This is a genomic window from Pelagerythrobacter aerophilus, from assembly GCF_003581645.1.
Taxonomy (GTDB): Bacteria; Pseudomonadota; Alphaproteobacteria; order Sphingomonadales; family Sphingomonadaceae; genus Pelagerythrobacter; species Pelagerythrobacter aerophilus.
The window spans coordinates 422,177-443,135 of sequence record NZ_QXFK01000018.1 but is presented as its reverse complement, the minus strand read 5'-3'; the positions used below and the strand labels follow the sequence as shown (position 1 = coordinate 443,135).

Here is a 20,959-nt window from a genome sequence, read left to right as displayed (position 1 = left end):
GTATGCTCACCCTCGATCCCTCGCAAGAGCCATGCCTTGGCGAGGGGGAGAGGAGTGGTTATGCGGGTCGTGAAGAGAGGGAACGGCGTTGGCGGAACAGGATAAAGCATCGTCGACGGCGAAACGCGCCGCCAAGCCGACGATCAACGATGTGGCGCGCCTTGCCGGGGTATCGAAGAAAACGGTGAGCCGCGTCATCAACCGCTCGACGCTTCTCAACAGCGAGACGCGCGAGCGCGTGGAGCAGGTGATCGCGGAACTCGGCTATGTCCCCAACCCACAGGCACGAGCCCTGGCGCTCCGCCGCAACTTTCTGATTGGCCTCATCCACGACAATCCGAACGCGCAGACGGTCTTGAACGTTCAGCAGGGCATACTCGAAGCCTTGCAGGGGACCGAGTTCGAACTGGTGGTGCGCCCGGTCGACCGCCGCTCACCGCTGATGCTCGAGGACGTGCGGGCCTTTCTCAACCGCCAGCGCCTGTTCGGCGTGCTGCTGCTGCCGCCGATCTCGGAGAACGATGTGCTCGCGAACCTCTGCGACGAACTCGGCTGCCGCTACGTACGCATGGGTTCGGCGCAACTCGACGATCCCGAGCATCTCGTCGCCTCGAACGATCGCGAAGCGGTTCGGGAGGCCACCACCTATCTCGTCGATCAAGGCCATCGCCTCATCGCCCTCATCGAGGGGCCGCGCGGCTTCCGCTCGGCCGCGGAGCGCCGCGCGGGCTTCGAACAGGCGATCGAGGCGGCAGGCATCGAGCTGCCGAGAAACTACATAGCGGAAGGCAACTACACCTTTGAATCGGGCATCGAAGCCGCCAACCGGCTGCTGGATCTCGGACCGCCCCCGACCGCCATCTTTGCCTCGAACGACGAGATGGCCGCCGGTGTCGTGCACGCCGCCAACCAGCGCGGCCTGTCCGTACCCGAAAATCTCTCGGTCATCGGCTTCGACGACACCGCGATCGCCGCGCATATCTGGCCGCCGCTCACGACGGTTCGCTGGCCGATTATTCCGATGGCCCGTTCGGCCGCTCTGAAGCTGGTCGGAAGCCCCGGCGACCGCACCAAGGCTGCTGCCGAACCCTCGTTCTTTCTATCCAGTCTCGTCCGCCGGGCATCGGTCGCGCCGCCGCGACAATAAAGGACTCGCCCGAACGCACGCGAAGGCACCTTGCATCGAAGTTTGACACCGGTTACCAAAGAGCCAAGGCGACATCGATTGCCGCCCGAGAAGGATTGGAATGAAGCGCCCCCTCAATCTCGACCCAGATCGCCTGCTCCCGGCCGAACCGGGTGCGCGTTCCGTCGCGCGGGCACTCTACGAGGAGGTGCGCGCGCTCCCCATTGTGAGCCCGCACGGCCATACCGATCCCGACTGGTTCGCCACCGATGCTGCCTGGACCAATCCGGCGGACCTGCTCCTCGCGCCGGATCACTACCTTTACCGCATGCTCTACAGCCAGGGCGTCTCGCTGGAGGCGCTTGGCGTGCCGAGCAAGGCCGGTCCTTCCGCCGCCGATCCGCGGGCGGCGTGGCGGCTCTTCGCATCCCACTATCACCTCTTCCGCGGCACGCCGTCGCGGCTCTGGCTCGACCACGTGTTCGCGGAGGTGTTCGGCCTCGACGTGCGGCTCGACGCCGCCACGGCGGATCACTATTTCGACCGGATCACGGAAGCGCTCGCGACGTCGGCGTTCCGGCCCCGCGCGCTCTTCGACCGCTTCGGTATCGAATGGCTGGCCACCACCGAGGGGGCGCAGGACGATCTGGATCATCACGCCGCGATCCGTGCGTCGGGCTGGGGCGGGCAGGTGATAACCACCTATCGTCCCGATGCCGTGGTCGATCCGGAGCATGAAGACTTTGCGGCCGCGCTGGCTCGCTTCGGCGACCTGACCGGCGAGGACGTGCATAGCTGGCCAGGCTATCTCGCCGCCCACCGGAAGCGGCGGGCGGACTTCCGCGCGGCCGGCGCAACCGCGACCGACCACGGCCATCCGACGGCGCTGACTGGGGACCTGCCGCAGGCGGAGAAGGAAGCGCTGTTCGCGCGCGTCGTCGGCGGGGGATGGACCAAGGATGACGCCGAACTTTTCCGCGCCCAGATGCTGACCGAAATGGCCGCGATGAGCGTTGAGGACGGCATGGTCATGCAGATCCACCCCGGCGCGTTCCGCAATCACAACCGCTGGCTCCACGAAGCATACGGCCGGGACAAGGGCGCCGACATTCCTGCACGCACCGATTATGTCCGCGCGCTCAAGCCTTTGCTCGAGCGGTTCGGCAATGAACCCGGCCTCTCGATCATTCTCTTCACGCTCGACGAGAGCAGTTATGCGCGGGAGCTTGCCCCACTGGCCGGCCATTACCCGTGTCTCAAGCTCGGGCCGGCGTGGTGGTTCCACGACAGCCCGGAAGGCATGCGCCGCTTCCGCGAGATGACCACCGAGACGGCGGGCTTCTACAACACCGTCGGTTTCAACGACGATACGCGGGCGTTCCTCTCGATCCCCGCGCGCCACGATGTCGCCCGCCGGGTCGACTGTGCCTTCCTCGCCCGCCTCGTCACCGAGCACCGGATCGAGGACTGGGAAGCGGCCGAACTCGCCCGCGAACTCAGCTATGACTTGGCCAAGCGCGCCTACCGGCTCGACGAGCCGCGCGCGCAAGCCGCCTGAACAGGAGAAGGATATGTTTGAACGAACCTACTACGCCACGCACCCGGATATGATGGAGTGCGTCTCCAACGATGAACTGCGCGAGCGTTACCTGATCCAGAACCTGTTCACCGAGGGCGAGTGCGTCCTCAACTACACCCACGCGGACCGTTTCGTGATCGGCGGCGTGCTGGTGGGTTCGGGCACCGTGAAGCTGCCCGACCAGACCGAGCCGCCGTCCGCTGCGGGGCATCCGTTCCTGGAGCGGCGCGAGCTCGCGGTCGTCAACGTCGGCAAGGTCGAAGGTACAGTTACCGTGGACGGCGAAACCTTCACACTCGGCAACAAGGACTGCCTCTACGTCACCATGGGCGCGAAGGACGTGACCTTCTCCGGCCAGGGCGCGAAGTTCTATCTCGCCTCCTGCCCGGCGCACAAGGCGTTCCAGACCCGCAAGCTCTCGATAGCGGAGGCCAATGCGCTGGATCGCGGGAGCCTCGAGGAATCGAACGAGCGGACGATCTATCAGCTCGTGATTCCGGGCGTGTGCGAAAGTGCGCAGCTCGTCATGGGCCTGACGGTGCTCAAGCCCGGCAGCGTCTGGAATACGATGCCGCCGCACATCCACGAGCGGCGGTCGGAGATCTATTTCTACTTCGAGCTCGACGATGTCGAGACCGACCGCGTGATGCACTTCATGGGCGAGGGCGAGGCCACCCGGCACATCGTGATGCAGAACGACGAGGCGGTGATCTCGCCGCCCTGGTCGATCCATATGGGCGCGGGCACGAAGGCCTATGCCTTCATCTGGGCCATGGCCGGTGAGAACCAGGACTACACCGACATGAACGTCCTCGACATCTGCCAGCTCCAGTGACCGCCATGTTCGATCTCAGCGGGAAAACCGCCATCGTGACCGGCGCCAACACCGGCATCGGTCAGGGAATCGCCACTGCCCTGGCTCAGGCCGGGGCCGACGTGGCGCTGGTCGGCCGCTCCAGCGCCGATGAGACGGCCGAGAAGATCCGCGCGCTCGGGCGCAAGGCTGCTCTGATCCGCGCCGATCTTTCGACTATCGAACCGGTGCAGGAGGTGGTGGACCGCACCCTGTCCGAGCTCGGCGGGCTCGACATCCTCGTCAACAACGCCGGCATTATCCGGCGCGCCGACGCGGTCGAGTTCACCGAGGAGGATTGGGACGCGGTCGTTGACACCAACCTCAAGTCGGTATTCTTCCTCTGTCAGGCCGCCGGTCGGCACATGATCGGGCAGGGCGGGGGCAAGATCATCAACATCGCCTCGATGCTGAGCTTTCAGGGGGGCATTCGCGTGCCGAGCTACACCGCTTCCAAGAGCGGCGTTGCGGGCCTCACGAAGCTTCTCGCGAACGAATGGGCGGGCAAGGGCATCAACGTGAATGCCATCGCGCCCGGCTATATCGCGACCAACAACACCGCGGCCCTGCAGGCGGACGAGGGCCGCAACCGGCAGATCCTCGAGCGCATCCCCTCGGGACGCTGGGGCGACCCGTCCGATCTCGGCGGCGCGGCGGTGTTCCTCGCTTCCTCGGCGTCAGACTACGTGCAGGGCCACGTGCTCGCCGTGGACGGCGGCTGGCTGGCGCGCTGAGAGCGATGGGCCGCTTCGTCGCCTTCGGCGAGATCATGCTCCGCCTCTCGCCGCCCGGGCGGGAACTGCTGCTCCAGACGCCGAAGTTCGACGTCTGGACGGCGGGCGCGGAAGCCAACGTGGCCACCGCGCTGGCCTGCCTCGGCCATGACAGTGCGATGGTCAGCGCGGTGCCGCCGACGCCGCTCGGCGATGCGCCGGTGCGCGCGCTTCGCGGCTTCGGCGTCGACACCCGCGGGATCCAGCGGCGCGAAGGGCGCATGGGCCTCTACTTCGTGACGACCGGGGCTGGCCTGCGCGCAACCGACGTGATCTACGACCGCGCGGGTTCCGCCTTCGCGGAAACCCCGCCGGAGGACTGGAACTGGGACCGGCTGCTCGACGGTGCGGACCGGCTCCACCTCTCCGGCATCACACCCGCTCTCGGGCCGCAAGGCACCGCGGCCGCCCTTCGCGCTGCCGACGCCGCAGAAGCGCGGGGCGTGCCGATCTCGTTCGACGGCAATTACCGCGCGCGGCTGTGGGAGGCATGGGACAGCGATCCCAGGGCGACGCTGACCCGGCTGATTTCGAAAGCCGACATCCTGTTCGGCAATCACCGCGACATCTCGCTGCTGCTCGGCGAAAGGTTCGACGGCGATGGCCCTGATCGGCGGCGTGAGGCGGCCGAGGCGGCGTTCGAGGCCTTCCCGCAGCTCCAGCTCATCGCATCGACCGCGCGGCATCTGGACGATGTCGATCACCATCGCCTTTCGGCGCGCATCGATGCGCGCGACGGCGCGGTGCAGACCGACGAAGTGAGCGTGGCGGGTATCGTCGACCGGATCGGCGCCGGCGATGCCTTCACAGCGGGCGTGCTCCACGCCTTGCGCACGGGGCAGGACATCAGCGGCGCCGCCCGCACGGGTCTCGCGCTCACCTGCTTGAAACACAGCCTGCCGGGCGACGCGAGCGTGTTCGGTCAGAAGGATATCGACGCGTTCCTGGCGGGAGGGTTCGACGTCCGCCGATAACGCTCAACCGACAATCGGGAGCCGCAAAAAGCGGCCCTTCGGGAGGGAAATGGATGCACCAGAAGGTGGCAGAAAAGAGCGGCTCCATCACCTTCGCGGTGCTGACCGCGACACTGGGCGGCCTGCTGTTCGGATACGACACGGCGGTCATTTCGGGCGCGATCGAGGCGATCGACGTCAATTTTATCGACCCGCGCGGTCTGGCGCCGAACGTCCGCGACAGCCTGTCCGGCTTCACCGTCGCCAGCGCGCTGATCGGCACGGTCATTGGCGCCGCCATGGCCGGTATGCTGGCGACGCGGTTCGGCCGCCGCCGCTCGCTAATTCTCGCGGCGGCCTTGTTCTTTGCCTCGGCCCTTGGCTCCGCATGGCCCGAAATCGGCTTCGGCGCGCCCGGATCGATGGGGCCGGACGCGCTCACCCTGTTCAACGTCTATCGCATATTGGGCGGGATCGGGGTCGGGCTCGCCTCGATGATCTCGCCCATGTACATTGCCGAGATCGCGCCATCGGAGCGGCGCGGGCAGCTCGTCACCTGGCAGCAGCTCGCCATCATCGGCGGCATGCTGGTCGTCTATTTCGTCAACTGGGGCATTGCCCGGCAGGGCGACGAGCAATGGGTGCTGTCGACCGGCTGGCGGCTGATGTTCGCGTCCGAATGCATTCCGGCCGTGCTGTTTTTCGGCATGCTCTTCTTCATCCCGGAAAGCCCGCGCTGGCTGGTCCAGAAGGGGGATGAGGAAGGCGCGGTGAGGGTGCTCCATTCGCTGGGGCTCCGCCGTCCGGGCCTTCTCGACGAGATCCGCCAGTCGCTGGTGATCCCGCGCCGGCCGCTGTTCTCCTACGGCGCGGCGCTGATCGTGGTCGGCCTGCTGCTGTCGGTCTTCCAACAGTTCGTCGGGATCAACGTGGTGCTCTACTACGCCCCCTTCATCTTCAAGAGCATGGGTTCCTCGACCGACACTGCGCTATTGCAGACGATTGCTGTCGGCGCGATCAATCTCGGCTTCACCGTGCTCGCCATGCTCACCGTCGACCGCTGGGGGCGCAAGCCGCTGATGATCACCGGCGCGGTGGTCATGGCGCTTTCGATGGGGACGCTCGGCACGCTGTTCTACGTCGACAGCCTTGGGCTCGGAGCGCTCCTCGCGATGCTCGTCTATATCGCTGGCTTCGCGCTGAGTTGGGGGCCGGTGGTCTGGGTCCTGCTGGCCGAGATCTTCCCCAATCCGGTGAAGGGGCAGGCGATGGCGCTTGCCGTTACCGCGCAGTGGATTTCCAACTTCCTCGTCTCGTGGTCGTTCAAGGTTCTCGACGGCGACCCGACGCTGGTGGCGATGTTCAACCACGGCTTCGCCTACTGGCTCTATGGCGCCATGTCGGTCCTCGCGGCGCTCTTCGTGTGGAAGATGCTGCCCGAGACCAAGGGCCGGACGCTCGAGGAGATGGGCCTGCTGTGGAAGGCGGAAGAGCGCCCCTGATGTATCTCGGGATCGATATCGGCACTTCGGCTGTGAAGGCCGTTCTCCTCGACGGGGAAGGGCGGCTGCGCGGCGAAGGCTCGGCGCCCTTGTCGGTCTCCCGGCCCGGGCCGCTGATGTCGGAGCAGGACCCCGACGACTGGTGGCGGGCGACCGAGGCGGCCGTGCTGTCCTTGCCGGCCGCGGACCGGCGCGCGGTCCGCGCGGTCGGTCTCGCGGGCCAGATGCACGGCGCGACTTTGCTCGACGAGACCGACCGGCCGCTCCGCCCCGCCATCCTGTGGAACGACGGCCGCTCGGGCGCCGAGTGCCGCCTGCTGGAGGAAGCGGAGCCTCGGACGCGCAGCATCACGGGCAATGCCGCCATGGCTGGCTTCACAGCGCCGAAGCTCCTCTGGGTACGCGAGCACGAGCCGGATCTGTTTGTGCGCACCCGCACCGTGTTGCTGCCCAAGGACTACGTCCGCCTGCAGATGACCGGCGAGAAGGCGACCGACCTATCGGACGCCAGCGGAACGCTATGGCTCGATGTCGAGGCGCGGGCATGGTCGCCGGCGATGCTGGCTGCAACGGGCCTCGACGTGGAAGCCATGCCGAGCGTGCACGAAGGGCCGGAGGTGACGGGAACGCTGCGGCCAAGCGTCGCTGCCCGCTGGGGAATGGACGAGGTGTCCGTTGCGGCCGGCGGGGGCGACAATGCCGCGGCCGCCGTCGGGCTCGGCGTCGTTGATCCGGGCGATTGCTTCCTCTCGCTCGGCACCTCGGGCGTTTGCTTCGTCGCGACCGACCGGCTTCGGGCGGCACCCGACAACGGCCTGCACGCCTTCTGCCATGCCCTGCCCGGGCGCTGGCATCAGATGTCGGTCATGCTGAGCGCCGCCGCATGCCTGGACTGGGCGGCGGCCCTGCTCGGCTTGGACGACGTGCCGGCATTGCTCGCGGCCGCCGAACAGGCGCGCATGGATCGCTCGCGGCCGATCTTCCTTCCCTACCTCAGCGGCGAACGGACGCCACACGCCGATCCGCACGCGCAGGGCGTCTTCTTCGGCATGACCGCAACCACCGGCGCGCCGGAGCTTGCCTTGGCCGTGCTGGAAGGTGTCGCCATGGGCCTGCGCGACGGGCTGGATACGATCGTCGCTGCGGGCTCGTCACCCGACGCGATTACCATGGCGGGCGGCGGTTCGCGCTCCTCGTTCTGGGGCGCGATCATTGCCGCCGCGCTCGATCGGCCGCTCGTGTTCAGGGAAGCGGGCGCGGTCGGACCGGCCTTCGGCGCCGCGCGGCTCGCCCGGCTCTGCGCGGAAGGGCATGCGGATGCCGTGATCCAGCCTCCCGCCGTCACCGGCGTGGAAGAGCCGGACCCCGACCGCGCCGCCGACTTCGCCGAACGCCAGCAGCTCTTCCGCGCGCTCTACTCCGCCCTCCAACCCCACTTTCGAGGCCACCCATGACCGACCGGATTTTCGCAGACATCGCCCCGATCGCCTACGAAGGCGAAGACAGCGACAACATGCTCGCCTTCCGCCACTACGACCCGGGCAGGATCGTGCTGGGCAAGACGATGGCGGAGCACCTTCGTCTCGCGGTCTGCTATTGGCATAGCTTCGCCTGGCCCGGCGCCGACATCTTCGGGGCCGGCACGTTCGACCGGCCATGGATGCCGGGTGAGATCTGCACGCCTGAGCGGGCATCGCTGAAGCTGGAAAACGCGTTCGACTTCTTCGAACGGCTGGGCGCGCCGTTCTTCTGCTTCCACGACGTCGACGCGATGGCGACCGCCGCGACGCCGGAGGAGCATCGCCGCAACCTGTCCGACATCGTCGAGCAGATGGCGCGGCGGATGGAAACGGGCGGGATGAAGTTGCTGTGGGGCACCGCCAATCTCTTCTCCCACCCGCGCTACGCGGCGGGCGGTGCGACCAGTCCCGACCCCGAAATCTTCGCCTGGGCGGCGTTCCAGGTCCGCGAGATGCTGGAGGCAACGCACCGGCTCGGCGGCGCGAACTACGTGCTGTGGGGCGGCCGTGAAGGCTACGACACGATCCTCAACACCGATCTCCGGCAGGAGATGGATCAGCTCGGCCGCTTTCTGAACCTCGTCGTCGAGCACAAGCACAAAATCGGCTTTCCCGGTACGATCCTGATCGAGCCCAAGCCCCACGAACCGACCAAGCATCAGTACGACCGCGACACGGCGACCGTGTACGGCTTCCTCGAACGCTACGGGCTGGTCGACGAGGTTCGGGTCAACATCGAGGCCAATCACGCGACGCTCGCCGGCAACAGCTTCGAGCACGAGATCGCGACCGCGATGGCGCTCGGCATTTTCGGATCGATCGACATCAATCGCGGCGATCCGCAGAACGGCTGGGACACCGACCAGTTTCCCAACGACATTCCGGGGCTCACGCTGGCTTTGCTCGAGATCCTGAAAGGCGGCGGTTTCACCACCGGCGGCTTCAACTTCGACGCGAAAGTGCGCCGGCAGTCGATCGATCCGGTCGACCTGTTCCATGGCCATATCGGCGGCATCGACGTTCTCGCCCGCGCGCTGCTCAATGCGGCCGCGATCATCGAGGACGGGCGGCTCGGGCAATTCGTCGAGGATCGCTATGCCGGCTGGAAAGGCGAGTTCGGACGGAAAGCGTTGGGCGAGCTGAGCCTGACCGATCTCTCCGACCATGCGCTGCAATCGGGCAGCGACAAGCGGCCTGCTTCGGGCCGGCAGGAATACCTCGAAAATCTGGTGAACAGGTTCGCGTGATGGACAAGCTCGACCGCCGCCGCTTTCTGGGCAACTCGACCCTGGCCGCCGCAGCCCTCTCGCTGCCCGGGGCTGCCTATGCCGCGCAGGGACGGGAGAGCGTCGTCCCGACGACCAAGGGCCGCGCGCGCGGCACCGTCGAAGACGGCCTCCACGTGTTTCGCGGCCTTCGCTACGGACAGGACACGCGGCCGCACCGCTTTCAGGCACCGCGCGCTCCGGAACCGTGGAGCGGCATCGCCGATGCGACCGCCTTCGCGCCGTCCTGCCCGCAGCGGAGCGATCGCTACGCCTCGACCAGCGAGGACTGCCTGTTCCTCAACGTCTGGACGCCGGAGCCGGACCCGCGCGCGAAGCGGCCGGTGATGGTCTATATCCACGGCGGCGCCTATTCATCGGGAAGCGTGGTCGATCCGCTGAACTACGGCCATCATCTCGCCGCGCGCGGCGACGTGGTCGTCGTTACGCTGAACCACCGTCTCAACGCGTTCGGTTATCTCTACCTCTCGCGCCTCGATCCGCGCTTCCCGGACAGCGGCAATGCCGGTCAACTCGACCAGATCCTCGCCCTGGAATGGATCCGCGACAATATTGCGAGCTTCGGCGGCGATCCGGGGCAGGTCATGGTGTTCGGCCAGTCGGGCGGCGGCGCCAAGATCGCGACGATGATGGGCATGCCCGCAGCCAAGGGCCTGTTTCACAGTGCCGCAACCATGAGCGGTCAGCAGGTCACCGCCTCCGGCCCGCTCAACGCCACCGCGCGCACCCGCGCCTTTCTCGCCGATGTCGGCGTTCCGGAGAGCGACCTCGGCCGCTTGCTTACCGTGCCAACGGAGGCATTGGTGGAGGGGCTCGATGCGACCGATCCCGTGCTTGGCGGCGGCGTCTATTTCGGCCCGGTGCTGGATATGAAATGGCTCATCCGCCACCCGTTCTGGCCGGACGCCAACCCGCAGTCGAACCACATCCCGATGATCCTCGGCAACACGCTCGACGAGACTCGTGCCTTCATCGATCCGGACGGGCCGAAGGTCGCCGGCCTCGACTGGTCGAACATCGCCGAGCGCATGGCGCCGGAGCTTCGCATCGACATCCACCCCGAATGGGTCGTGGCGCAGTTCCGCGAACGCTATCCCGCCTACACTCCCGAGCAGGTCTTCTACGCCGCCACGACCGCAGGGCGGAGCTGGCGCGGGCAAGTGATCGAGGCGGACGAGCGGGCGCAGGCCGGCGCGCCGACTTGGGTCTATCGGGTGGACTACCAGTCGCCAATCGAGCCGCGCCGCGGCGCACCGCACACGATCGATATTCCGCTCGCATTCGGTACGCTCGATGCCGAGGGATCAATCACCGGCACCGGCCGAGAGGCGCAGGAATTGAGCGGGAAAATGATGGATGCCTTCATCGCCCTCGCGCGCAAGGGCGATCCCAATCATGCGAGCATACCGGATTGGCCGGTCCATACCTTGCCCCGCCGGGAGACCATGCTGTTCGATACGGAGGTGCGCATCGCGAACGATCCCCGGCAGTGGGAGCGCGAGCTTTTCGGACGTGTCCCCTACATCCAGCCCGGAACCTAATCCTGCGTTCGGGTGGGTAGCGGATAGGAGATGATCAGCTCCAGCGGCTCGCTGCCGACTTGCCGAATGCCGACTTCCGCATCGGCGTAGAGATAGGCGGCCATGCCGGGTCCCAGCCGTTGCTTCTGTCCGTCACTCTCGAGCTCGCCTTCGCCGGAGAGTACGTAGTAGACCTCGTCGTGGCTGATCGGGTGGACGCCGATCGCGGCGCCGGGGTGGAGAACACGTTTGCGAAATTCCATCGTTCGCCGCGGAGCAGCATCGCTAATCCGGTAGGCGGTGCTCATGCCGATGGCGCCGTGCGGTGGCGGCTCTTGCCGGACAACCTCCTGCTCGTCGATCACTACGCCCCGCGCGGCCGGTCGCGGCAGGCTGGCCGCCCAGCGGAGCCCCGCGGCAAGGTGCGCGAGAAACAGCGGCTCGGAATAGCTTTCCGGTGTGTGCCCCATCGCGGTGTAGAAGACGCGGCCGCCCTCGAAATGGTGCGCCCAGGCGACCGGTTTGGGGTTGGCCGCCGGCTCGCCAATGGATGCCGGGTCGAAGGTGGCGAGGAGGGTGACCGTCGGGTCGAAATCCTCGAACAGGTAGTACTCGTCCGTGCGCCGGAAGCTCTCGGGGAACACGCGCGCGGCCGGGTGATCGGCATCGGTGCGGTGAAGCTCGGCCGTTGGCGTCCCTTCCGGATGACGGGCGAACTGCCCGCCGATCATCCGCCGGTACCAGGGCCAGTGCGCGTGCGAGTCGGCTGCGGCATGGATGCCGACCACGCCGCCTCCGCCCCGAACGAATGCCTGCAATCCGGCGCGGCGCGGGCCGACGAGCCATTCGGACGCCGGGTCCTTCCGATCGGTCGTGGTGCTGAGCAGGATGATCGCGGTGAAGCCGTCCAGTCCGTCCTCCTCGAAAACCGCCGGATCTTCTGAAGCGACGAGGGCGAAGCCTTCTCGTTCGGCGAGCGACCGAATCGCGACGATGGCGGGTTCGATCGAGGCGTGGCGATAGCCGGTCGTATGGCTGAACAGCAGGACCTTCGGCGCTGCCCACGCCGCCGCGGGATTGGACGCGAGGGCGAGGACCAACGCGAGCGCGCCGAGGATTCGTGCCGCCATTGCCTTCATCGTCAGTTCCCCTCCTGCTGCCGCATCAGCCGGTCGCGCGTGCTGGTCGGCTGCTGGACGAAATCGTCCTTCTGGCCGGGATAGCGCCCGGACTTGGGCTCCATCGTATCGAGGTTCCATTCCTCCGCGACAAACCGCGCGCGGGTGGGTTCGACCACCGGATAGCCGCCGACTTCCGCCTCGCTGTCGATGATCTCGCCGCGCCCCTCGGCAACGTCGAATATCACGCGGATGTCATGCGCGTCGCGATCCCAGGGGCGGGCGCCGGCATATCGCAGGACATGCGTCTCCACCTGATTCGCGGGCAGCACGTCCAGGCCCTCGGGCCAGACGGGCGGCTCGTCGGTTTCGACGATCTTCGCGGGGCTGGTGGTGTAGCGGCCGAACATCGGCAGCGATTCGCCCAGTCGGCCGACCGCGACATTGTCGCGTCCGTAGTAGCGCAGATCGCCGACGCCGCCGATCGAGAGGAAGGCGATGTCGTCGCGGGTGGAGAAGCCGGCGCGTAGGACATTGCCGACGGCAGACAGTTCTCCGGTCTGATGCGGATGGTCGCCCCACTCCAGGTCCATCAGGTTGTAATGGATCGCCTGCGCGCCCGGATCGAAGATGAAGTTGTTCACCGCCGCTGCCTGGACACCGCCCTTCAGCATCGGGTTGCGCTCGTAATTGTGGGCATAGAGGTTGCGGTAGATGAGGATGCCGGTCGCGTTGTCGTGGATCAGGGAGCCTTTGCTGTGCTCTCCCTTCGGATGGCTGGCGTGGGCGAGGCCTTCGGCGATGATGTTGTAGGAGAACGTAATATTGCGCGATGTTCCCGCTCGCCACTCCTCGACGGTGCCGCCCGTGAAGCGGGGGCCGGAGGCAGACAGGTTCTCATCGACAGCCCAGGTGACCGAGCAGTGGTCGACGATCACATTGCTGGCGGCGACGGTGGAGATGGCGTCGGCTTCCCAATCGCTCCGTTTCGGCTTTCCGGAAACGCCGGAGCGGATACGGATATGGCGAACGATGACATCGTGCGTGCGGATATCGAAGCCGCCGCGAATGATGGTGATGCCCGGCGATGGTGCGGTCTGCCCTGCAATTGTGAGGTACGGCTCGTCGATATTCACGGTGGTGAGGCCCAGATCGATCACCCCGCCCACCTCGAAGACGACGATTCGCGGTCCGGACGCTTCAAGGGCGGCTTTGAGCGAACCGGGCCCGTCCGCATCGAGATTGGTGACTCGTATGATCGTGCCGCCGCGCCCGCCCTCGGTCGTCGCGGCCCATCCCGTCGCGCCGGGGAAGGCTTCCGCGCGTAGCGGCGAGGCCACAATCAGCAACAGAAGGGGTATCAGAACACGCATCATTGTCTCTCTCCCAATCACCGGTCTTGACAGCGTCTCGCGCCGGGCGCACTCTTATGACACCGGTTACTTACATCTTACAACCGGGATGATGACTGGGCGGATAAGCACAGCATCGGTGGGAGAGAGTGAAGGGGCGCCGTCATTGCCTCAACTCCAGAGTTCGTTCTCTCCAGCCATGCCGTCGTCTAGCTTAGACACCGGTGTCATACGGTTTTATTCGCCTCCATAAGCGAAACGGACAAGGGAGAGAGGAATGCGCAAGGATCAGGACATCGAGCGGCGGAAGCGCGCGCTGACGCGGCTCATGGGAGCCACTTCGTTTCTAGTGCTGGCGACGGCCGCGCTGCCTTCCGTGGCAAGTGCGCAGGAGACGGACACGTCCCCCAGCACGACCAGCGGGGCCGCCGATGAAGCTGTCGCCGAGGAAGCGATCGGGGAAGAGGGCAATGTGATCGTCGTCAGCGGCTTCCGCGCCTCGCTCGACGCGGCGCTCGACATGAAGCGCGAATCGGTATCGGCGATCGACGTCATCGTGGCCGAGGACATTGCGAAGTTCCCCGACCAGAACCTGGCCGAATCGCTGCAGCGTATCCCGGGCGTCGCCATCGAGCGCGACGCGGGCGAAGGGCGTGCGATCACCGTACGTGGTCTGGGGGCGCAGTTCACCCGGGTTCGGGTGAACGGCATGGAGACCATTGCGACCTCGACCGACGGCGCGTCCGCCAACCGCGACCGCGCGTTCGACTTCAACGTCTTCGCGTCGGAGCTGTTCAACTCGATCGTTGTGCACAAGACCGCATCGGCATCGCTCGACGAGGGGTCGCTGGGCGCGGTGGTGGATCTCAACACCGGCAACCCGATCAACTATGGCGCCGGCCTGACGCTCACCGCTTCGGCGCAGGCCCGCTACAACGACCTCAACGACAATGTCGGCCCGCGCCTCGCCGGCCTCATCGGCTGGACCAACGACGCCGAGACGTTCGGCGTGTCCGCCTCGGTCGCCTACTCGCAGTACAAGACCTCGGAGCTCGGCAACAACTCGGTGCGCTGGGCTCAGGATCCGTTCCGTTCGGTCAACGGCGTCGCATGCGACCTCGACAATCCGACCGGCGAGTGCGCGGAGGTTGCCGACGCTTTTCACCCGCGCATCCCGCGCTATGGCCTCGTCGACCATGATCGCGAACGTCTGGGCGCGACCGCGTCGATCCAGTTCAAGCCGACCGACCGCACCAATATCTCGATCGACGGCCTCTATTCGAACTTCAAGGAGGATCGCGACGAGTTCTGGGGCGAGGTGTTGCTGCGCAGCAATGAAGACACCATCGATATCTCCAACTATGTGATCGACGGCGACAACAACATCATCTCGGCCGAGTTGGACAACGCCTACGTCCGCACCGAGCGCTATCATCGTGAGAGCGAGACCGAGTTCTATCAGATCTCGGCCAACATCGATCACGAGTTCAGCGATATGTTCCGGGGAACGCTTCGGGGCGGCCTCTCGCGGTCGGACGCAGACATTCCGATCGAAACCTCGCTGATGTTCGACGACCGCGCGGACGGCTACACCTACGACTACACCGACATGAAGTCGCCGCTCCTGGTCTTCGGCCCCGGAATCGATGATCCGGCAGCGTTTGAATTCGCCGAGTTCCGCGACCGGCCGTCATCGCTCACCAACAAGTTCCGTACGGCCGCGCTCGATCTCGAATGGGATGTGGCAGATGGCTTCCAGTTCGCGGGTGGCGCCTTCTATCGCCGCTTCAACTTCGATACGATCGGATACCGGCGCGACGGCGTCTACTGTCAGGCATTCGACTGTGCGCCGGGCGCTTCCGGTGCGCCGGTAACCGACGATCTTGCCGATATCTTCGAACTCGGCAAGGCGGGGCAGCCGCAAGGCAACACCAACCAGTGGGTTGTGCCGAACCTCGACGCCGCCACCGATTTGATCGACCTCTACAACCGCGAAGCCGTGCTGGATCAAGGGGGGCAGCGCTCGGTCACCGAGGAGGTGACCGGTGGCTGGCTCCAGGCGAACTACGAAACATCGCTGTTCGGCATGCGTGTCACGGGTAATGCGGGCATGCGCTATGCCAAGACCGATCAGACGTCCGAAGGGTTCCTGAGTGGCACCTACAGGACCATAGAGCGCACCTATGACGACTGGCTGCCGGCCATGAATGTCAACATCTTCCCGGCGGACAATCTGATCCTGCGCGGCGCCATCGCCAAGGTGATGACCCGGCCGAGCCTAGGCTCGCTGACACCGGGTGGGTCGGTCGATCAGTTCAATTTCCGCATCTCGACCGGCAATCCCTACATCGATCCCTATCGTGCGACCAACTACGACGTGGCGCTTGAGTGGTATTTCGCCCCGGGAGCGCTCGCATCCGTGGCGCTCTTTGCCAAGGATATCGTGAGCTTCCCGCTGGCGGATTCGGAAGAGGGCACCTGGGCGGACAGTGGGTTGCCTACGTCTCTTCTGACACCGGGCACACCTGTTTACGACGCGATCGTCAACGGGACCAATCCCGATCGCGAATTTGAGTTCAGGACTACCCTCAATGGTCCCGGCGCGAGTCTGAAGGGTGTCGAGTTTGGTCTCAACCTTCCTTTCTCTGCGTTCTCGGACTCGAGCATGCTGCGTCATTTCGGCGTGCTCGGCAACGTGACGCTGATCGATAGCAAGGTCGACTATAACTTCGGCGATGACGAGAACCCGGAGATATACACTCGCCCACTCCTCGGGTTGTCGAAGAAATCGGCGAACGGTACCGTCTACTACGACGACGGCAAGCTTTCGATCCGCGTATCGGGTGCCTATCGCGGCGGTTACATCACCGGCACGAGCGGCAACAGCAACATCTTCGAAGGGTTCGGCAGCTCGTTCAACCTCGACGCCGCGATTCGCTATCAGCTCACCGATCAGATCGAGCTGTCGCTCGACGGCACCAATCTGACGGATGACTACCGCTATCGCTGGACCGACGACTTTGCGCGCCGGAATTACGAGAACAACCACTTCGGCCGCGTGATCATGGCAGGCGTGCGCTTCAAGCTGTGATGCGCTTCGCCAGGTAACTCCCCCCTTGGCCGGCCCGTGCGATTGGCGCGGCCGGCCATTTCTTTCCTGCCAAGGAGGCTCCTCCAAGCATGTTCGATCGAAGGACCGGCCTGAAGGCGGTCGCAGCCGCCGGTATCCTCCAACTCCTTCCCGGTCGTGCGCTGGCGCAGGGCTCGCGCGCGACGTCATCGCTCGACCCTTATGCGGACATGGCGTGGGGCAAGGGGTTCGAAGGCCAGCGCAAGGCCGATCTCGGCGACGGGCGGTTCCTCAACCCTGTGTTCGCCGGCGATCATCCGGACCCGACCATTCTGCGCGACGGCGAGGACTACTACCTCACCTTCTCCAGCTTCGATGCCTATCCGGGCCTTGTCATCTGGCACAGCCGCGACCTGGTGAACTGGCAGCCCGTGACGGCCGCGCTTACCAAGCCGATCGGATCGGTCTGGGCGCCGGAACTGGTCAAGCACGAGGGCCGCTACTTCCTCTACATTCCCGCGCGGTTCCCCGACTACAAGTCGATCTACGTCATTCATGCGGAGCGGATCGAAGGACCCTGGTCGGATCCGATCGATCTCAAGCTTCCCGATCATATCGATCCCGGCCATGCCGTTGGCGAGGACGGCAGCCGCTGGCTGTTCCTCTCCGGCGGCGATCGTGTGCGTCTTGCGCCCGACGGCCTTTCGGTCGTGGGCGAGGTCGAGCACGTCTACGACCCCTGGCGCTATCCCGAGGAATGGGTGGTAGAGACCTTCGCGCCCGAGGGGCCGAAGATCACCCGGCGGGGCGACTATTACTACATGACCACCGCCGTGGGCGGCACGGCGGGGCCGCCGACCGGGCACATGGTCATCATGGCGCGTTCGCGCTCCATTCACGGCCCTTGGGAACACGCCCCCAACAACCCCCAGATCCGCACCAAGAGCGCGCGCGAGAAGTGGTGGTCGCGCGGCCATGCGACGCTGTTCGAAGGACCGGGCGGCCAGTGGTGGATGATCTACCACGGTTACGAGAACGGCTACTGGACGCTCGGCCGCCAAGCCTTGCTGGAGCCGGTCGAATGGACCGAGGACGGCTGGATAGAGCCGCTGGGCGGTGACCTGTCGGAGCCGATCGAGAAGCCGCTCGATCTCCCCGACCAGCAGCACGGCATGCCGCTGAGCGACGATTTCTCGGCCGACAAATTCGGCATCCAGTGGAGCTTCTACGACCCCGTGCCGGACGAAGTGCAACGCCTCCGCCGGGCGAACGGCGTGCTCCACATGCGCGGCAAGGGAAGCACGCCAAGCGATTGCTCACCGTTGTCGTTCGTCAACGGCGATCAGCGCTATCGCATCGAGGCGGACGTGGAGGTCGATCCGGGCGCCGAGGCGGGGCTGCTTCTGTTCTACAACCGGCGGCTCTATGCCGGGCTCGGTTTCGGGGACAAGGGGCTGATGATGCACCGCTACGGTCTGCAGCGTTCGCGGGGCGCTATCCCCGGTCAGCGCGACAAGGGTGGAGCACCGGTGACGGGGATGCGAATCCGCCTGACCAACGACCGCAACATCCTCACGATCCATACGAGTCAGGATGGCGGCCGGAGCTGGCAGAAGTTCGACGTGCAGATGGAAGTCTCTGGCTACCATCATAACGTGGCCTACGACTTCCTCAGCCTCCGCCCTGCGCTCTACGTTGCCGGAAGCGGGGAAGGGCGGTTCTCCAATTTCACCTATGAGGCCCTGGCATGAGATTCGACCGTAGGACGGCCCTGATGGGCGGCATGGCGCTGGGTCTCGCATCGCGCGCGGCAGGCCAGACCGCTGCGCCTGCGACGCCCACTTCCCCTCACCTGACGTTTCCCGATCCGACGGAGACAATCGACCTGTGGCCTGCAGGCGCTCCCGGAGCGCCTGAAACGCTGCCGATCGAGACGGTGAAGGAACGGAGCACCGATCCGGCGTTCAACGATCGCTACGTCTTCGGCATCTCCCGCCCGCGCCTCGCGGTCTTTCGCCCCGAAAACCCGAACGGCGCTGCGGTGATGATCACCCCCGGCGGAGGTTACAGCTGGGTGGTGGTCGACAAGGAAGGCTACGAGATGGCCCGCTGGCTGAACGGGCACGGCATCACGGTTTTCGTGCTGTTCTACAGGTTGCCGTACGAGGGCTGGGCCGCGGGGCCGGACGTGGCCTTGTCGGACGCGCAGCGCGCGATGCGCCTGATCCGGCATCGCGCCGATGCTTACGGCCTCGATCCGAAGCGCGTGGCGGCGATGGGCTTTTCCGCCGGGGGCCACTTGTGCGCCGATCTGATGACCCGCTTCGACGCCAGTGTCTACGATCCGGTGGACGCTGCCGACCGCCTCTCGGCCCGCCCCGATGCCGCAGCGCCGATCTATCCGGTCATCTCCATGACCGCGCCCACGGCCCATGCCGGATCGCGTAAGAATCTGATCGGTGAATCGGCTTCTCCGGCGATCGAGCGGGCGCATACGCCCAGCTTCAACGTGCCCGCCGATGCGCCGGCGGCCTTCCTTCTCCACGCAGAGGATGACGGCTCGGTGGTGGTCGAGAACACGCTGATGCTTCGCGCCGCGTTGCACGAACGAGGCATCGCTACCGAGACTCATCTCTACGCCGATGGCGGGCATGGCTTCGGGCTCCGGCTTGCGAAAGGAAAGACGGTCGAGGGCTGGGAGCATCTCTTCCATCGCTGGGGCCGGGGACAGGGGCTGTGGGCATGATCTACCGTCTGCTTTGCGCGCTCGCGCTGATCCTGGTCACGGCGCCGCAAGCTAGGGCTCAGAGCCAGGAAGAGATCGAGCAGACCATGAAGCGCGCGACGCGGTTCATGGTCGAGGAAGCCTCGACCAATGGCGGCTATGTCTGGTCCTATCTGCCCGACATGTCCCGCCGCTGGGGCGAGCTCGAGGCGAAACCGAGCATGATCTGGGTGCAGCCGCCGGGTACCGCGACGATGGGCCACCTGTTCCTCGACGCCTATCACGCCACGGGCGACGAGTATTACTATCAGGCTGCGGAAAAGGCCGCGGCGGCGCTCATCCGCGGCCAGCACCGGAGCGGTGGCTGGAACTATTTCATCGATTTCGCCGGGCCCGCCTCGACCCGCCACTGGTACGAAACGATCGGCAAGAACGCGTGGCGGATGGAGGAATTTCAGCACTACGCCGACAACGCGACCTTCGACGATGCCGGCACCTCCGAAGCGATGCAGTTCCTGCTTCGTCTCTATGTCGAGAAGCTGGATCCCAAATATCGCCCGGCGCTCGACAAGGCGATCCAGTTCGTTCTGGAGAGCCAGTATCCGATCGGCGGCTGGCCGCAGCGCTGGCCCTACGATCCCGAGTTTCCGGAATACTCGCGCTACATCACGTTCAACGACGACGTCGCGGCCGAGAACATCAAGTTTCTGCTCATGGTTCATCAGACGCTCGGCGACACCCGCGTGGTGGAACCGGTCATCCGGGCGATGAACTCTTTCCTGGTGACGCAGCTCGGGGCGCCGCAGCCCGGCTGGGCGCTGCAATATACCCTCGATCTGAAGCCTGCGGGCGCGCGCACGTACGAACCCAATGCGCTCACCACGAGCACTACGGCGGCGAACGTGCGGCAGCTTATGAACTTTTACCGCATGACCGGTGAAACCAAGTTCCTCGCCCGCATCCCGGAAGCGCTGGACTGGCTGGAATCGGTGCGCCTGCCGGAGGGGCAGGGAAGCGGCGACCGTCATTTCCCGACATTCATCGAGATCGGCACCAACCGGCCGATCTATGTCCACCGCCGCGGCTCGAACGTCGTGAACGGCGAATATTACTGGGATTACAATCCCGAAGCGCCGCTTGGCCACTATTCCGCCTACCGTGCCATCGATGTCGCGGCGCTGCGGCGTGAGTACGAGGCACTGAGGGCCCTGCCACCCGAAGAAGCAGTCCGCAACTCGCCGCTCTATGCGACGGAGGCCACACCGCTACCCCGCTATTTCGTGGTCGATCTAGCCACCGGCTCCGACCTCAACGCGCGGGGCGCGGCCGCGCCCACCGATCTCGTCCGCACGCTGAACGAGGATGGCTGGTGGCCCACACCACTCCGCGCGACGAGCAATCCCTACCGCGGCGACGGGCCCGCCGAACCGGCGCCGGGCGATTTCCGCTCGACCCACGTCGGTGATGCGACCGATACCTCGCCTTATACGACCGATACGCCGGTCATCGGCATCTCGACCGCGACCTATATCGCCAACATGAGCCGCCTTATCGAGGCGCTGGTTTCCGACCGGTGATGCGG

Annotated in this window: 15 protein-coding genes; 13 read left to right on the top strand and 2 right to left on the bottom strand. The window is 65.8% G+C overall.

Going from position 1 to position 20,959, the window contains the following annotated elements; translation table 11 throughout:
- Positions 1 to 88 precede the first annotated feature (88 nt).
- The 9 genes from D2V04_RS12815 (at position 89) to D2V04_RS12775 (ending at position 11,133) form a co-directional block, all read left to right on the top strand.
- Positions 89 to 1,147 (top strand): LacI family DNA-binding transcriptional regulator, encoded by a 1,059-nt coding sequence (locus tag D2V04_RS12815; RefSeq protein ID WP_119514051.1) that lies wholly within the window; start codon positions 89 to 91, stop codon positions 1,145 to 1,147.
- 100 nt (positions 1,148 to 1,247) lie between these two features.
- Positions 1,248 to 2,684, top strand: a complete 1,437-nt coding sequence (uxaC, locus tag D2V04_RS12810; protein ID WP_119514050.1) for a glucuronate isomerase — start codon at positions 1,248 to 1,250, stop codon at positions 2,682 to 2,684.
- Between the two features lie 13 nt (positions 2,685 to 2,697).
- Positions 2,698 to 3,540, top strand: coding sequence for a 5-dehydro-4-deoxy-D-glucuronate isomerase (gene kduI, locus D2V04_RS12805; RefSeq protein WP_119514291.1), 843 nt, complete (start codon positions 2,698 to 2,700; stop codon positions 3,538 to 3,540).
- Positions 3,537 to 4,292 (top strand): 2-dehydro-3-deoxy-D-gluconate 5-dehydrogenase KduD, encoded by a 756-nt coding sequence (gene kduD, locus D2V04_RS12800; protein ID WP_119514049.1) that lies wholly within the window; start codon positions 3,537 to 3,539, stop codon positions 4,290 to 4,292. Before kduI ends, kduD begins: the two co-directional genes overlap by 4 nt.
- Positions 4,293 to 4,297: 5 nt before the next feature.
- Positions 4,298 to 5,305: a sugar kinase gene (locus tag D2V04_RS12795; RefSeq protein WP_119514048.1), complete on the top strand. Its 1,008-nt coding sequence runs from the start codon at positions 4,298 to 4,300 to the stop codon at positions 5,303 to 5,305.
- A 53-nt stretch (positions 5,306 to 5,358) separates the two neighbouring features.
- Positions 5,359 to 6,786, top strand: coding sequence for a D-xylose transporter XylE (xylE, locus tag D2V04_RS12790; protein WP_119514047.1), 1,428 nt, complete (start codon positions 5,359 to 5,361; stop codon positions 6,784 to 6,786).
- On the top strand, positions 6,786 to 8,240 hold the full coding sequence (gene xylB, locus D2V04_RS12785) for a xylulokinase (protein WP_119514046.1): 1,455 nt from the start codon (positions 6,786 to 6,788) through the stop codon (positions 8,238 to 8,240). Before xylE ends, xylB begins: the two co-directional genes overlap by 1 nt.
- Positions 8,237 to 9,553 (top strand): xylose isomerase, encoded by a 1,317-nt coding sequence (gene xylA / locus D2V04_RS12780; protein WP_119514045.1) that lies wholly within the window; start codon positions 8,237 to 8,239, stop codon positions 9,551 to 9,553. Before xylB ends, xylA begins: the two co-directional genes overlap by 4 nt.
- Positions 9,553 to 11,133, top strand: coding sequence for a carboxylesterase/lipase family protein (locus D2V04_RS12775; RefSeq protein ID WP_119514044.1), 1,581 nt, complete (start codon positions 9,553 to 9,555; stop codon positions 11,131 to 11,133). Before xylA ends, D2V04_RS12775 begins: the two co-directional genes overlap by 1 nt.
- On the opposite strand, the gene D2V04_RS18435 is transcribed toward D2V04_RS12775, so the two are convergent.
- Positions 11,130 to 12,242: a ThuA domain-containing protein gene (locus D2V04_RS18435; RefSeq protein ID WP_407672105.1), complete on the bottom strand. Its 1,113-nt coding sequence runs from the start codon at positions 12,240 to 12,242 to the stop codon at positions 11,130 to 11,132. The genes D2V04_RS12775 and D2V04_RS18435 overlap by 4 nt on opposite strands.
- An 11-nt stretch (positions 12,243 to 12,253) precedes the next feature.
- The gene (locus D2V04_RS12765) at positions 12,254 to 13,606 is read right to left on the bottom strand and encodes a pectate lyase family protein (RefSeq protein ID WP_119514043.1); all 1,353 of its coding nucleotides are present in this window, start codon (positions 13,604 to 13,606) and stop codon (positions 12,254 to 12,256) included.
- Between the two features lie 253 nt (positions 13,607 to 13,859).
- Here D2V04_RS12765 and D2V04_RS12760 point away from each other — a divergent pair, with 253 nt between their 5' ends.
- The 4 genes from D2V04_RS12760 to D2V04_RS12745 all read left to right on the top strand — a co-directional run bounded on the left by D2V04_RS12760 (position 13,860) and on the right by D2V04_RS12745 (position 20,954).
- Positions 13,860 to 16,673, top strand: coding sequence for a TonB-dependent receptor (locus D2V04_RS12760; protein ID WP_228766423.1), 2,814 nt, complete (start codon positions 13,860 to 13,862; stop codon positions 16,671 to 16,673).
- Positions 16,674 to 16,762: 89 nt separating this feature from the next.
- Entirely contained in the window at positions 16,763 to 18,403 is a 1,641-nt protein-coding gene (locus D2V04_RS12755) for a family 43 glycosylhydrolase (RefSeq protein ID WP_407672104.1), read from the top strand.
- A complete protein-coding gene (locus D2V04_RS12750; RefSeq protein WP_119514042.1) occupies positions 18,400 to 19,398 on the top strand; it encodes an alpha/beta hydrolase in 999 nt (332 codons plus the stop codon). Before D2V04_RS12755 ends, D2V04_RS12750 begins: the two co-directional genes overlap by 4 nt.
- Positions 19,395 to 20,954: a pectate lyase gene (locus tag D2V04_RS12745; RefSeq protein ID WP_119514287.1), complete on the top strand. Its 1,560-nt coding sequence runs from the start codon at positions 19,395 to 19,397 to the stop codon at positions 20,952 to 20,954. Before D2V04_RS12750 ends, D2V04_RS12745 begins: the two co-directional genes overlap by 4 nt.
- The last annotated feature ends 5 nt before the right edge of the window (positions 20,955 to 20,959 follow it).

Bases quoted from the DNA above. Each gene is read 5' to 3' on its own strand.
- uxaC (WP_119514050.1), top strand. From the start codon at position 1,248: ATGAAGCGCCCCCTCAATCTCGACCCAGATCGCCTGCTCCCGGCCGAA.
- kduI (WP_119514291.1), top strand. From the start codon at position 2,698: ATGTTTGAACGAACCTACTACGCCACGCACCCGGATATGATGGAGTGC.
- D2V04_RS12795 (WP_119514048.1), top strand. From the start codon at position 4,298: ATGGGCCGCTTCGTCGCCTTCGGCGAGATCATGCTCCGCCTCTCGCCG.
- xylE (WP_119514047.1), top strand. From the start codon at position 5,359: ATGCACCAGAAGGTGGCAGAAAAGAGCGGCTCCATCACCTTCGCGGTG.
- xylB (WP_119514046.1), top strand. From the start codon at position 6,786: ATGTATCTCGGGATCGATATCGGCACTTCGGCTGTGAAGGCCGTTCTC.
- xylA (WP_119514045.1), top strand. From the start codon at position 8,237: ATGACCGACCGGATTTTCGCAGACATCGCCCCGATCGCCTACGAAGGC.
- D2V04_RS12775 (WP_119514044.1), top strand. From the start codon at position 9,553: ATGGACAAGCTCGACCGCCGCCGCTTTCTGGGCAACTCGACCCTGGCC.
- D2V04_RS18435 (WP_407672105.1), bottom strand. From the start codon at position 12,242: ATGGCGGCACGAATCCTCGGCGCGCTCGCGTTGGTCCTCGCCCTCGCG.
- D2V04_RS12765 (WP_119514043.1), bottom strand. From the start codon at position 13,606: ATGATGCGTGTTCTGATACCCCTTCTGTTGCTGATTGTGGCCTCGCCG.
- D2V04_RS12760 (WP_228766423.1), top strand. From the start codon at position 13,860: ATGCGCAAGGATCAGGACATCGAGCGGCGGAAGCGCGCGCTGACGCGG.
- D2V04_RS12755 (WP_407672104.1), top strand. From the start codon at position 16,763: ATGTTCGATCGAAGGACCGGCCTGAAGGCGGTCGCAGCCGCCGGTATC.
- D2V04_RS12750 (WP_119514042.1), top strand. From the start codon at position 18,400: ATGAGATTCGACCGTAGGACGGCCCTGATGGGCGGCATGGCGCTGGGT.
- D2V04_RS12745 (WP_119514287.1), top strand. From the start codon at position 19,395: ATGATCTACCGTCTGCTTTGCGCGCTCGCGCTGATCCTGGTCACGGCG.